4 protein-coding genes are annotated in these 14,939 nt (G+C 62.7%); all 4 read left to right on the top strand.

Annotated elements, in window-relative coordinates:
- Window positions 1-121 precede the first annotated feature (121 nt).
- Window positions 122-10,147 (top strand): Ig-like domain-containing protein, encoded by a 10,026-nt coding sequence (locus tag NUX07_RS11235; RefSeq protein ID WP_265530668.1) that lies wholly within the window; start codon window positions 122-124, stop codon window positions 10,145-10,147.
- Window positions 10,148-10,222: 75 nt separating this feature from the next.
- Window positions 10,223-11,743 carry a TolC family protein gene (locus NUX07_RS11230; protein WP_265530667.1) on the top strand — a complete coding sequence of 507 codons (1,521 nt, stop codon included), beginning with the start codon at window positions 10,223-10,225 and terminating at the stop codon, window positions 11,741-11,743.
- A 16-nt stretch (window positions 11,744-11,759) separates the two neighbouring features.
- The gene (locus NUX07_RS11225; RefSeq protein WP_265530666.1) at window positions 11,760-13,949 is read left to right on the top strand and encodes a type I secretion system permease/ATPase; all 2,190 of its coding nucleotides are present in this window, start codon (window positions 11,760-11,762) and stop codon (window positions 13,947-13,949) included.
- Window positions 13,946-14,938 carry a cell wall hydrolase gene (locus NUX07_RS11220; RefSeq protein WP_265530665.1) on the top strand — a complete coding sequence of 331 codons (993 nt, stop codon included), beginning with the start codon at window positions 13,946-13,948 and terminating at the stop codon, window positions 14,936-14,938. Before NUX07_RS11225 ends, NUX07_RS11220 begins: the two co-directional genes overlap by 4 nt.
- The last annotated feature ends 1 nt before the right edge of the window (window position 14,939 follow it).

Genomic DNA, 14,939 nt, shown 5'->3' with positions numbered 1-14,939 from the left:
GCACGGGGGTGGACCCGACGCTGTTAACCATTCGCGTTTAACAGCGCAGCAGTTCTTTCCCCAGAATTGATGATTGGCAGCGCTCGGGTTTGCCCGGCGCTCGACAAGCAAAGGGTGGGACATGCGCAACGATTTTGAAGCAAGCGGGGCCCAAGACAGCGGCCAGGACGTCGATACCGACGTTTCGAACGAAGCAACGCCGGCCAAGGTAACGGTACGGCCGGACGCGATCCGGGTCGAAGTCGGCCCCGATGGCGTGGTCAATCTTCCTGCGGGTGTGAATGCCGGCGATATCGTCCGTGTCGGTACGGATCTTGTCGTCCCGCTGCCCGATGGCGGCCAGATGGTCATCGTCAATGGCGCTCTTTTTGTACCTCAGCTTGTTATCGGCGAAGCGGTGATCCCGCCCACCACGGTCGCCGCGCTGCTGATCCAGGCTGATCCGCCCGCCGGTCCCGGCGACGACAACGATCCCAACAACGATTCCAGCGGCGGCAACTTTGCCGTCATCGTGCCGGGCCTTGGCCCTGCGCAGGAGCTGGGCGACCTGCTGCCGCCGACCGAACTTTTCCGGCCTCTCGAGCAGCAGGAAGAGCCGGGCTATTTTCTCGAGAACGAGCCCGACATCGTCATCGAGACCCCCGACAATCCTGCCGGCGCGCGCGACGCCACGGCAGGTGTCGACGAGGCGGGGCTTCCCGCACGTAACGGCGAGCCTGCAGGGTCCAACGCGGCAGCCGACAGCGAGAGCGTTTCGGGAACATTCGTTTATTCCTCGCCGGACAGCCCCAACGTGGTTGCGGTCGACGGGCTTGTGGTCAACGGCGTTGTCATCAGTGCGGTCGGCCAGGTCATCCAGGGCCAGTTCGGAACGCTGACGATTACCTCGATCAGCCCCGGTGCGATCGGTTTCCGCTATACGCTGACCGACAATACGTCGGGCGATTCCGTGCAAGACATCTTCTCGGTCACGGTGACCGATGTCGATGGCGATAGCGCTACGGCCAACCTGACCATCAACATCACCGACGACGGTCCGTCCGCACGCGATGATACCGATACGATTGCGGCGCGTACGTACGGCCCCGAAGACGGCAACGTCTTCACCGGCGTGGGTACGACGTCGGGCGCTGCCGGCGCGGATACGCCGGGCGCTGATGGTGCGGTACTCACTGCGATTGCTGCCGGCGGTGCGAGTGTGGCGATCGGGGACGGCAATGTGGAGATTGTGGGTGCGTACGGAACGCTGACCATCGCCGCGGACGGTAGCTACACCTATGTCCGTGATCCGGCCTCGCCGGGCGGCGTCGAAGACGTCTTCACCTACACGCTGACCGACGGCGATGGTGACACGTCCACGGCCACGCTCACCATCGTGATCGAAGATGCGGGCGTCGATATCGACATCATCCCCGATCCCAACGCCGGCAACACGGTCGACGAGGGTGGTCTTCCGCCGCGCAATGGCGAGACCCCGGGTTCGGGCGAAATCGCCGATGGCGACCCGGACAATGACAGTGATCCGACCGAACATGTGACCGGCGTCATCCGCTGGGTGGACGGCGACGGCGTTAATGTCGTCGCGATCAACGGCACACCGGTAACGGGCGCCGGCCAGGTCATCCCGATCGAAGGCGGGATCATCACGATCATCAGCTACGATCCCGATGCGAACATCATCGAGTATAACTTCACGCTGACCGACAATACGTCGGGCACCACTACAACGGTCACCTTCACCGTGACGGTCACCGATGTGGACGGCGACACCGCCACCGATGTCGTCGTCATCGACATCATCGACGACGAGCCCATCGCGCGCGATGATTCAGCCGTGCAGCCGAGCGAAGATGCGAACATCACTGTCGATATCTTCGCCAACGATACGCCGGGCGCCGACGGCGTCGATCTGGCGACGGGCGTCGAGCTTGTTGCAGGGTCGCTCGTGGGCGCAGGAACGCTCACCTATAATGGCGATGGCACCTTCACCTACGACCCGGTCCCGGGCGAAGAAGGCACGGTCACCTTCGATTATCGGATCACCGATAGCGACGGCAGCCCGTCGGTCGCCACGGTCACGATCGAACTCCTGCCCGATTCGACGCCGAGCATTTCGATCGTCGAGGGTTCGGACACGGTTGTGAATGAAGCCGGTCTCAACCCCGATGGCTCGGATGCGGCTTCCAACAGCGAAGTGGGCGAAGGCGCGCTGACCTTCGACACGGGCAATGACAGCGTCGGCTCGCTCGTCATCAATGGCATCGATGTCACCAATGGCGGCTCGGTGCCAGGTGCCTATGGCACGCTGACGATCAGCGGTAACCCGACCGACGGTTATACATATAGCTACGAACTCACGACCGACCTTGAAGACGTCGATGGCGTGGCCGAGACGGATGACTTCAACGTCGTCCTGACCGACAGCGATGGCGACACCGCCGACACGGTCCTGTCGATCGAAATCATTGATGATCTTCCCAAGGCCAACAACGACAGCGCCAACCAGGCGGCGGAAGATGCCAATATCACTGTGGATGTGTTCGCCAATGATGTGGCGGGCGCCGATGGCGTCAACCTGATCAGCGGAATCGCAGTTGTCCCGGGTACGCTGAGCGGCCCCGGCACGCTGACCTATAACAACAATGGCACCTTTACCTACGGCCCGGTTCCGGGCGAAGAAGGCGTCGTTACCTTCCAGTACGAGATAACCGACGGTGACGGTGACACGTCGGTTGCCACGGTCACCATCACGCTGCTGCCGGACTCGACGCCCTCTGTGTCTATCGCCGAAGGGTCGGACACCGTGGTGGACGAAGCCGCGCTCGATGGCCCGCCCAATGGCGACGACGAAGGCAGCAACGCCGCCTCGAACGACGAATTTGCCGCGGGTACGATCGAATTCGATACGGGTAATGACACCGTGGCCTCGCTGGTCATCGGCGGCGTCAACGTTTCCAATGGCGGTGTGGTCCCGGGCCTTTACGGCACGCTGACCGTCATCGGCAATCCGACGGCCGGCTACACCTACAGCTATGAACTGACGACCAATACGCAAGATCTTGTTGGCGTCGAAAGCGACGACTTCTCGGTCGTGCTGACCGACAGCGACGGCGATGTGGCAAGCACCAGCCTGTCGATCGAAATCCTCGACGACACGCCGACGGCCGAAGACGATGTCGACGGCGACATCGTCGAAGGCGGCGCCACCTCCACCGATGGCAACGTCATCACTGGCGAGGGCACCAATGGCGGCCTCAATGGCGTCGGCGCGGACACGCCGGGTGCCGACGGCGCCGAGGTCGGTAATCCGGGCGTCTATGTCGGCCTGTACGGCACGCTGACGCTCAATGCCGATGGTAGCTATAACTACGTGATGAGCCAGGATGGCGTGGCGCTTCTCGAAACGCTGACCGATGGCGAAACGCTGGTCGACCAGTTCAACTACACCCTCGTCGATGGCGATCTCGATAGCGATCCCGCGCAGCTGACCATCATCATGAACGGTAAGGACGATCCCGTCGTTCTCAACGGTGTCGAAGGCTCAGCGCCCAACGTGTTCGTGGACGAATCAAACCTGCCGGATGGCTCGAACCCGTCGCCTTCCTTCCTGACGCAACTGTGGAACTTCGCATTCGAAGCGCCCGATGGCGTCGACGACCTCACGATGGGCGGCGTACTTGTCATCGAAGACGGCGTCTTCGTGGGCGCGGGCGCGACGATCGCGACGCCTTCGGGCACGATCACGGTGACCGGCTTCATCCCGCTGACAGCGCCTGACGGCACGATCATCGGCGGAACGCTGCTGGGGAACTTCGTGCTCGAGGACAATTCGCTCGACAATGGCCCCAATCCGCCGAGTGATCCGTTCGAATCGGTGCCGGTCAACCTGACCGACGAAGACGGTTCGTCGACGAGCGGCGTCTTTCTGATCGAGATCGTCAACGACGTCCCGACCGCGAACAACGATGTCGACAGCGATATTTTCGAAGGTGGTCCCACCACCACGACGGGCAATGTCATCACGGGCGATGGCACCGATGGCGGTGTCGCCGGTCCGGGCGCGGACACGCTTGGCGCCGACGGCGCCCAGGTGGGCAATCCGGGCTTCTTTGTCGGCCTGTACGGTGTGCTCACGCTCAATGCCGATGGCAGCTACGAGTATCTGCTGTCGGGTGAAGGCATCGATGCGCTCAATGCGCTGACCGACGGCGAATCGCTTGTCGAAGAATTCAGCTACACGCTGCTCGACAATGACGGCGATTCCTCGCCGGCGTTCCTGACCATCATCATGGATGGTGAGAACGATCCCGTCGTGCTCAACGGTCTCGACGGCCAGGGCCCCGAGCTCAGCGTCGACGAAGACGATCTGCCCGCGGGTTCGGACACGACCCCGGAATCGCTGGTCGATGGCAACAGCTTCTCGTTCGAAGCCGCCGATGGCGTAGATGACGTCTGGGTTGGCGGTGTCCTGATCATCGAGAACGGCGTCTTCCTCGGCGCCAAGACGATCGCGGATGATTACGGCGAGCTTCGTATCACCGACTTCATCCCCGATACCGACCTCAACGGCTTGGTAATCGGCGGCACCTTCATCTACGAATATGAACTCGACGCCAACGCGCTGCTCCACGGCAATGCGGGCGAAGATCCCATCATCCGTTCGTTCGAGGTCAAGGTCACCGATCAGGACGTCGACATGGCTACCGGTAGTCTCGACGTCGAGATCGTCGACGACGTGCCCACCGCCACGCTCGACATGAACAACGTGTCCGAAGGCGGTTCCGTCGGCGGCAATGTCTTCACCAACGATGTGATCGGCGCCGATGGCGCTGCGCCTGGCGGCCCGGTGACGGGTGTTGCCGCGGGCAGCGATACGTCGAACCCCGTTTCGGGCGATGTCGGCGTCGCGGTGGCGGGCACCTACGGGACGCTCACGCTTAACGCCAATGGCAGCTACACCTACGAAGCCGATCCCAATGTCGGCGCTGTGCAGGACGTCTTCGTCTATACCATCACCGACGGTGACGGCGACACGTCGACGGTCACCCTGACCATCGATGTCGCGGATTCAGGCCTGGCGGCCACCAACGAGGATGCGGCGGTCTTCGAGGCCCAGTTGGCGGAAGGCTCGGCACCGGATGCGCCGGAAACGGCATCGGGCAATCTCAATGACAATGTATCGGGCGGCGCTGGCGGCAACAGCTTTGCGCTCGTGGGTTCGGGCACCGGGTCGAACGGTACGCTGGTCATCAACCCCGACGGCACCTGGGTCTACACGCTCAATTCGCCGGTCGATGGCGCGGATGCCGATAATGGCAACAACGTCGTCAACAATGTCGAGACCTTCACCTACGAGGTGACCGACGCTGACGGCAACACGACGACGTCGACCATCACGATCGACATCGTCGACGACGTCCCGACTGCGGTCGTCGACAGCGCCAGCGTGACCGAGGGCGCCTCGGTCATGGGCAACGTCGTCGATAACGATACGATCGGCGCCGATGGCGCGGAAGTGGCCGACAATGAAGTCACCGGCGTTGCTGCGGGCAATGTGGCCGGTCCGGTATCGGGTAATGTCGGCGCGAGCGTTGCAGGCCTTTACGGCACGCTGACGATCAATGCGGACGGCAGCTATACCTATGAATCGGATCCGGATGCGGTGGCCGCGCCGGGTGCGACCGACACGTTCACCTACACCATCACCGATGGTGACGGCGACACTTCGACCGCCACGATCGATATCAATGTCGATGACGTGACGCTGGTCGCGGACAACGATACGATCACGGTCGACGAAGACGGTCTCGATGGCATTGGTTCGGCCGGTGGCACCAACAGCGAAACCGCAGGCGGTACGCTGATGGTTGCCGGGGCGGTAGAGTACGCGCTGGTCGGCTCGAACGTCGGTTCGAACGGCACGCTCACGCTCAACAATGACGGCACCTACAGCTATACGCTGACCACGCCGGTCGACGGCTTGACCGCCGATAATGACGAGAATGTCGTTCCGGGCGTCGATGTCTTCACCTATGTGGCGACCGATGCCGACGGCAACACCGTCCAGGGCACAATCACCATCGACGTGCGCGACGATGTTCCGACGGCGACGGCGGATGTCGATAGCGTCACCGAAGGCGCAGATACCTCGGGTAACGTTCTGCCCAACGACGTGCTCGGCGCCGATGGCGCTGCGCCGGGCGGTGCGGTGACGGGCGTTGCGGCGGGTAACGACATCTCGAACCCGGTGTCGGGCGATGTCGGTGTCGCGGTGGCGGGCACCTACGGCACGCTGACGCTCAATGCGGACGGCAGCTACACCTATGAAGCCGATCCCAATGTCGGCGATGTGCAGGATGTCTTCGTCTACACCATCACCGATGGCGATGGCGACACCTCCACGGTCACGCTGACCATCAATGTCGGCGACAGCAACCTGGCCGCCAACAATGAGGACGCCTCGGTCAACGAAGCCGAGCTGGCGATTGGCTCGACCCCCAACGCGCCCGAGCAGGCATCGGGGAACCTCAACGACAATGTATCGGGCGGCAACGGTGGCAACAGCTTCGCGCTCGTTGGTTCGGGTACCGGTTCAAACGGTACGCTGGTCATCAACCCCGACGGCACGTGGGTCTACACGCTTAATGCGCCGGTCGATGGCGCGGATGCCGATAATGGCGCGACCACCGAAAACAATGTCGAGACCTTCACCTATGAGGTGACCGACATGGACGGTAACACGACGACGTCGACCATCACGATCGACATCGTCGACGACGTCCCGACCGCGGTCGTGGACAGCGCCAACGTGACCGAGGGTGCCTCGGTCATGGGCAACGTGGTCGACAACGACACGATCGGTGCCGACTTCGCCGATGTGGTCGATAACGAAGTGACCGGCGTGGTCGCCGGCAACGTTGCCGGCCCGGTGTCGGGAAATGTCGGCTCGCCGATCGTGGGGGCCTACGGCTCGCTCACGATTAACGCGGATGGTAGCTACACCTATCAGTCGACCGCCGATGCGATCAGCGGCGACGAAACCGACACGTTCACCTACACCATCACCGATGGTGACGGCGACACGTCGACCACGACGATCACGATCAACCTGGCTGACGTGACGCTGGTCGCGGACAACGACACGATCTCGGTCGACGAAGACGGCCTTGACGGTATCGGCTCTGCCGGGGGCACCAATAGCGAAACCGCGGGCGGTACGCTCATGGTTGCCGATGCTGTAAATTATGCGGTCGTCGGTTCGAACGTAGGATCGAACGGCACGTTGACGCTCAATTCGGACGGCACCTACAGCTACACGCTGACGTCGCCAGTCGATGGCACGACTGCCAATAATGGCGAAAACAACGTTCCGGCGGTCGATGTCTTTACCTACGAAGCCACCGATGCCAACGGCAACACCGTGCAGGGGACGATCACGATCGATGTCATCGATGACGTTCCCACCGCCAACAACGACACGGTCAATCAGGCCGACCAGAACGGCGAAAACACTGATGTGACGGTCGACGTTCTGGCCAATGACGTAAAGGGTGCCGATGGCGTTGCCGATGTCGACGTGGCGCTGGTCGGTGGTTCGCTGACCGGTGCGGGCAACCTTGTCTATAACGGCGATGGGACCTTCACCTACTCGCCGGCCGCAAATGAAGAGGGTTCGGTCCAGTTCCAGTACGAGATCACCGACGGCGATGGCGACAAGTCGATCGCGACGGTGACGATCAACCTGGAAGACGACAGCAACCCGACGGCGTTCAACGTTTCGGCAGCAGTCGATGATGACGGTTTTGGTACCGGCAACTCGACGAATGTCGACGATATCGACGCCGACGTCGGTGACAGCGGTGCCGGCCTCAATGACGAGACGGTCTTCGTGGGCTCGTTTGGCGGCACCTTCGGCAACGACGCGCCGGGGACCTACAGCTTTGCAGCGATGGACGGCGTGGTCCAGGACATCGGCCTCGAAACGCTGACCTATAGCTGGGATGGCGGCAGCAATACGCTTACCGCGACCAGCGGGACGCGCGGCGATGTCTTCACGGTCGTGATCGACCAGTCGACTGGCGAGTATACCGTCACGCTGCTGCAGAACTACCTGCACGATGGCGGGGACGATGGCGAAGTAGCCGATGCGATCGCACTTCTATACACCGCGATCGACAGCGAGAATGAAGAGAGCGCGCCCGCCGAACTGACGATTGTCTTCGGTGACGATGCGCCGAGCGACTTTGCGCCCGACGTTGCGGTCTCGCTCGATGGCGATCAGCCGGCGGTTTCGAATGTCGCGCTTAATATCGCGACCGGTGCCGACCTCCCGGGATCCTACGTGTTCAACATCACCGATGGTGTGATGGCGCAGGACACCGATGGTAATCTTGTTGGCCTGGCAGGGCAGCAGCTTTACCTGTTCGGCGACGGCACCGGCCAGATCGTCGCGACGACCGATCCCACCGGCGTTGCCGGCGATGTCGGCTTCACGGTGACGCTCAATGGTGACGGCACCTATAACTTCGACGTGAACGGCGACCTCACCAACGGAACGTCGACCACCTTTAGCGACTTCGGCAATGTCAAAGCGGGTAACAATGACACGCTCGGCATAGGGATCGGGGATCCGGTGGGCGCGGTTGCGCGCGGTTCGGATGGCAACACGATCGGTACGGTCAACACCAGCAAGCAAGGCGACGGCAGTATCGGTGTGAACAACCAGTCGATCAATGTCGGTGAATTCCTGCGTATCGGGTTCGTTACCGATCTGACGTCCACTCCTACCGGTCTGCAGTTTACCGGGCGCCAGCAGACGACGTCCTACGAACAGCTCGTGACGCAGGTGCAGGGCAACCAGGCCCAGACGGCCACCTTCCGGGTCTATGCGATCGACACCGACAACGATCCGGCGGATGCGCCCGACACTTACCCGGTCGACGGGCTTGGACCGGGTGAGAGCCTTGTGCAGATCACGTCGGTATCGGTGACTGATTACAACACTGGTCAAACTGCCACGCTGGATATCACGACTCTGATGGTCGGCCAGACGGCGTCGATCGGTTTCGGTGCGAGCGCTACGCGCAATGCCGATGGTTCGGTGACGTTCAGCGGCATCCAGCAGGGTGACACTTACGCCATCGAAACTACTGCGGAGTTCAGCGCTATCATCGTGCAGGGAGTGAGCGGTCAGCCGTTCGACCTTAGCGTCTTCACGATCGGCACCGAAAGTGCAGGTACCGACATCATCCAGGAATTCGATGTCACCTACACCGACGCCGATGGCGATACCGCCGATGGCACGGTCACCACGGTCGTCGACCAGGATGGTAGCGGCCCGCCGTATGAGAACGTCTCGACCACCATCGACGACGCGTCGGTGTCAACGGGGTCGCTCACGCTGGCCAGCTTCAGCAAGACCGCGCTCAACGACAACGGCCTGTCGCTCCAGCAGTCGGGCCTCAACAGCTCGCTGATGGTGGGCGGAGCGATGATCGCCGGCATGTCGATGGACTATGCGATGGCGGGCAGCTTCGCCACCGCTTCGGCGCCGATGCTCGATGCCTACACGCCGATGTTCGACCAGTCGCTTTCGGCCAGCTTCATGCAGGTCACGCCGATCACCGACGGTGCCGATTTCGGCCTGCCGGGGATCGAGGGCGGCTTCGGCATCGCGGCCAATCCGGTGTTCGACGGCGGTCTTGGCGGCACCGCGCTGCCGCAGGCTGGCTCGCTCGACGCCATCCAGCCGATGCTGGAACCGGACTTTGCGCCGCTGGCGAATGACATGGCGCCGGTCGCAGGCAACGATGCCGGATTCCCGGTCTTCGCGGCCAACGACATGATCGCGATGCCGGGCGCCGACGCGATGGCGGCGCTTGCTGCCAACGAAGCGGGTCTCGGCCACGATCTCGGCAACATCCTGAGCGACGCCCTGATGGGCGGCGACATGGATCCGGTCGATGCCATCCTCGCCAATCTTGGCGAAGGCGGCCTGTTCGGCGACGGTGGTCTGGCGGCGATTGCGCCGCTGGGAGACTTCGCCAGCTTTAACATGGGTTTCGAGGGTGGATTTACCTTTGCGACTCAGGATATCATGGTGATGGAAGCAATGGTGCTGCATCACGACATGGTGATGTCGGCTTAGGCATCGAACGAAATGGCAGGCCCCCGTGTGGACGCGGGGGTCTCAACCACGGAAAGACCAGTAGAGGGGCATGACATGAAGAAGCACTGGACGATGATCGTTCCCGGAGCGGTGCTCGCGGCCGCAGCGATGGCCACGCCGGCCGGCGCGGTTGACCTGAAAACCGCCATCCAGGAGGCGTTGCAGACCAACCCTGAAATCCACCAGGCCTATTATAACAAGCAGGCCACGTTCGAAGAACTGCGTCAGGCGGAAGGCCTCTATTATCCGCGCCTCTCGGTCGAGGTGTCGGGCGGGATCCGCGAACTTCGCAACCCGACCCGTCGCAGCCTCGATATCGCGGATGAAACGCTCTACCCGATCGAAGCGCAGGCGATTGCCGACTTGCTCCTCATGGACAATGGCGCGCGCGAAGCGGAGATCCGCTACCAGGCGGCGCGCACCGATGCAGCGGCCGCGCGGATCGAAGAGCGCAGCGAATTCATCGCGCTGAACACCAGCCGCGCTTACATCGATTATATCCTCCAGCAGCGTCTGGTGGCGATCGAGGTCGACAATGCGAACTTTCACCGCATGCTCGCTGACGACCTGCGCGCCGGTGTCGAGCAGGATTCGATTTCGATCGCCGATCTGCAGCAGGCACAGGAGCGCTATCGCGCAGCCGAAGCCCGCGTGGTCGAAGCTCAGGAAGAGCTCGATACGGCGGCCATCACCTTCCAGCGCCTGACCGGTATGCCGATCGGTGATGTCACGATGCCGCCCGATCTTTCCGCGGCGATGCCCGAATCGCTCTATGCTGCCGAAATGCTTGCCAAGGAGAACAATCCGCTGGTCGAAGAAGCGGTCGCCGATCTTGCCGCGGCCAACGAATTGACGATGAAGGCCAAGGCCGAAATGGGTCCGACCTTCTCGGTCGAAGGTCGCGCGCGCTACGGCCACGACATCGACGGCTTCACCGGCGACACCACGGACCTGATGGCCCGCGGCGTGATGCGCTGGAACCTGTTCGACGGTGGTGCCAACCGCGCCAACGTCCGCGAGCAGCGTGCCCGCGCCAACCAGCAGCAGGCACTGCTCTTCTCGCGCCAGCGCGAAGCGGTTGAAACCGTCCGCTCGGCCTGGAGCCGGCTCACCAACCAGGGCCGCCTGGTCGAACAGCTACAAGAGCAGAGCAATGTCTCGGACGATTTGCTCCTGTCGTACCGCGAGCAGTTCAACGTGGGCCGCCGTTCGCTGCTCGACGTGCTCGATGCGCAGAACACGCGCGCCAATGTGCAGGCGCAGCTCGAAGTGTCGAAGCTGGCGCAGCTCTACGCGCAGTATCGCGTGCTGGCCGCGACCAACAACCTCCTCGAGGCGATGGGTCTTGAAATGTCGAGCCACGCATACTCGAACGAGCGCGACGATTATAGCGTCGGCCCGGTCTACGATGGCTGGAAGGACGAGCGTACCGGTTCGGGACGCATGATTGTCGGCGCTCCCGTCGAAATCGGTTCGAGCTATGATGGAATGGTAGAGAATCACAATTCGCCCGAAGAGGCCGCGGAAACGCGCGCCAACTCGACCAGTTCGGTCGGTTCTTCGGACGATATGTAATATATGGGGACGGAATTTGACTTCGGATCACTGGCTGGCAAGCGCCACGCATAACGAGATCGATTCCGTCCTCGATTGTCTGGCCTATGTGGCCCGCGAGCAGGACCGGCCTTCCGCGCCGGTCCTTTTGCGTGCCGGGCTGGCGCTCGACGCAGACGGCAGGCTCCCGTTTCACCAGATCGAACCCGCGCTCGACCAGGTCGGGATGCGGGGCTTTCCCGTGTCGCGCCGTCTGCGCGGCTGGAAGGAAGCGCAGCTTCCCGCCATCCTGCAACTGGAAGGTGGCGCGGCAGTCCTCATTGAACTCAAGGATGGCGATGCGCTCATCCATGCCCCTGGCATGGAAGGCACGCAGTGGGTGCCGGCAACCGAACTGGCCGAACATTTTACCGGCAATGCGGTCGTCGTCGAACCCGATCCGACCAAGGAGCGCGAGGGCGAGCGTCCGTGGGACAAGGCAAAGCGCGCCCACTGGTTCTGGTCGGAGGTGTGGAAAGCACGCCGCCAGTTCTGGCCGGTCATCGTCGCGGCGCTAGTGATCAACCTGCTCGCGCTCGCGGTGCCGCTCTTTACCATGAACGTCTACGACCGCGTCATTCCCAACAACACCGTCAGCTCGCTCTGGGTGCTGGCGCTGGGCGTGGCGTTGGCACTGGTCTTCGACTTCATCCTCAGACTGGCGCGTAGCCAGCTGGTCGATGAAATCGGGCGCAAACTCGATGCGCGCTATTCGCAAAAGATTTTCGAAAAGGTCATGAACCTGCCGATGGCCGAGCGCCAGGGTTCGACCGGCGCCTTTGCGCGCCGCGTGTCGGAATATGAGCAGGTGCGCGATTTCTTTGCCTCGACCAGCGTCGTGCTGCTGGTCGATATCGCCTTCATGGGGATCTTCATGATCTTCATCGCGGTGCTGGCCGGATGGCTGGTCATGGTGCCGATCGTCTTCATCACGATCATGGTCATCGTCGGCCTGTCGATCACCCGCGGCATGGGGCGCATTGCGACCGATGCGCAGGCCGACGCCTCGCTGCAGAACAGCGTGCTGGTTGAAAGCATTGCCGGCGTGGAAACGCTAAAAGCGGCGCGCGCCGAAGGGCGGATGCTTGGCCGCTGGCGTCGTTTCGCCACGATGTCGGCGGCGACGCAGGAAAAGATGCGCCGGCTGACAGCGGTGGCGGTGAACCTTGCATCGGTGACGCAGCAGGCAATGACCGTCGGGCTGATCATCGGCGGCTTCTTCCTGTTCAACGCTGGCGCGATCACCATGGGCGGTATCATCGCCATCGTGATGATCGCCGGTCGCGCCATGGCGCCAATCGGCCAGTTGGCGCTGCTCATGACGCGCGGCAAGCAGGCGATGGCGACGCTCGACAGCCTTCAGGAAATGATGGAAGCGCCCGATGAACGCCAATCGGCGACGCGGTCGGTCGTACCCGAAATCCGCGAAGGCCGGATCGAGTTGAAGGACCTGCATTTCCGTTATCCGGGCGCCGCGATCGATAGCCTCGACGGGCTCAATTTCACCATCAACCCGGGCGAAAAGATCGGTATTATCGGCCGCGTTGCATCGGGCAAGTCGACGCTCGGCCGTGTGCTGTGCGGTCTCTATGCGCCAAGCGAAGGCGTGATGACGGTCGACGGGCTCGATAGCCGCCAATATCACCCGCACCAGCTTCGCGAAGCGTTCCGTTATGTCGGGCAGGATGCCGAACTGTTCACAGGCACCGTGCGCGACAACCTGATGCTGGGCGCGGCGCAGGTGAGCGATGAAGAACTGGTCGATGCGGTCAAGAAATCGGGCGCCGACATTTTCCTCAGCCAGGGCGCAGCCGGTTTCGATCTCGACATCGGCGAACGCGGCGGCCGCCTGTCGGGCGGGCAGCGTACCTTGCTGGTGCTGGCGCGCGCGTTGGTCGCCCCGTCCAAGATGCTGTTTCTCGATGAACCGACGGGCAACATGGACACCCAGACCGAACAATATTTCATCGATCGGCTGCAGGCCGCGATGACGCCGGAGCAGACGCTCGTCGTGTCCACGCACCGCAAATCGATGCTTAAGGTCATCGATCGACTGATCGTCATCGACAAGGGCAAGGTCATTGCCGATGGCCCGCGCGACGAGGTGATGAATGCGCTCGCCAATGCCGGCGCGGGCAAGCCGCCGGTCAAGCAGACGACGGGCAATGTGACGGTGAGGCCCGAATGAGCCAGCGCCTCACTTTCAAACGCGTCCAGGTTGCGGTGATCGCAGCGCTTGCCGCTGCGCTGATGGCGCTGGTCGGTGTCGCAATGCAGCAGCCCAAAGCGCAGGCCGCGGTAAGCATTCCGTTGTCGCAGACCGCCGCGCTGGTTGATGCGACCACTGGCGCAGAACTGGTCGAATATCGCGCCACGGGTGAAAGCGCCGAGCTTATCAATGCCTCGATGCCGATCGATCGTAGCGGGCTCGATGCGGCGCGCCCCTTCGGCCAACCCAGCGGACTCGACTATCGCCGCGCCCAGCTGTGTCTCACGCAGGCGATTTATTACGAAGCGGGCTACGAGCCCTTGGCGGGCCGCCGCGCGGTCGCGCAGGTCGTGCTCAATCGCGTGCGCCACCCGGCTTATCCCAACTCGGTTTGCGGCGTCGTTTACGAAGGCGCCAAAAAGCCGGTCTGCCAGTTCAGCTTTACCTGCGATGGCTCGCTCGAGCGGCGACCCGGCGCAGCGGCATGGAAAGCGGCCGAGCAGGTCGCGGCGGACGCGCTGGCGGGGAAGGTCGAACAGTCGGTCGGCACGGCGACGCATTATCATGCGGACTATGTCGCGCCCTATTGGGCGCCCAAGCTCACCAAGGTGAAAAAGACGGGGCTGCACATCTTCTATCGCTGGCCGGGCCAGTGGGGTCGCCGCGCCGCATTCATCCAGCGCTATGCAGGCGAACCACACGATCCGGCAGCACTGCGCCCGACGCGCTACCTCGGCAAGCCGGCGCCGGTCGAGGAAATGATGATCGCCGAGACGAAGCCGGCGGGTCCGCCCATCAATCGCGCCGAAAACGATGTCGGCGGCTATCTGGATACCTCGAAGGGCTGGACGCTCAACATTCCCAATCCTGTCGCGACGCCGGGCGCGGCTGACGAGATCACCGCCCGCCAGGCGCCCGAACAACGTATTGCCAGCAGTGCCATGGTGCTGCCTGGCGGAGGACAGTGAC

It is taken from the genome of Sphingomicrobium marinum (genome assembly GCF_026157105.1).
Lineage (GTDB): Bacteria > Pseudomonadota > Alphaproteobacteria > Sphingomonadales > Sphingomonadaceae > Sphingomicrobium > Sphingomicrobium marinum.
The sequence above is the reverse complement of the archived record's forward strand: the minus strand, read 5'-3'. Positions and strand labels throughout refer to the sequence as shown.

Excerpts from the sequence above, each read along its gene's own strand:
- NUX07_RS11235 (WP_265530668.1), top strand. The coding sequence starts at position 122 with ATGCGCAACGATTTTGAAGCAAGCGGGGCCCAAGACAGCGGCCAGGAC.
- NUX07_RS11230 (WP_265530667.1), top strand. The coding sequence starts at position 10,223 with ATGAAGAAGCACTGGACGATGATCGTTCCCGGAGCGGTGCTCGCGGCC.
- NUX07_RS11220 (WP_265530665.1), top strand. The coding sequence starts at position 13,946 with ATGAGCCAGCGCCTCACTTTCAAACGCGTCCAGGTTGCGGTGATCGCA.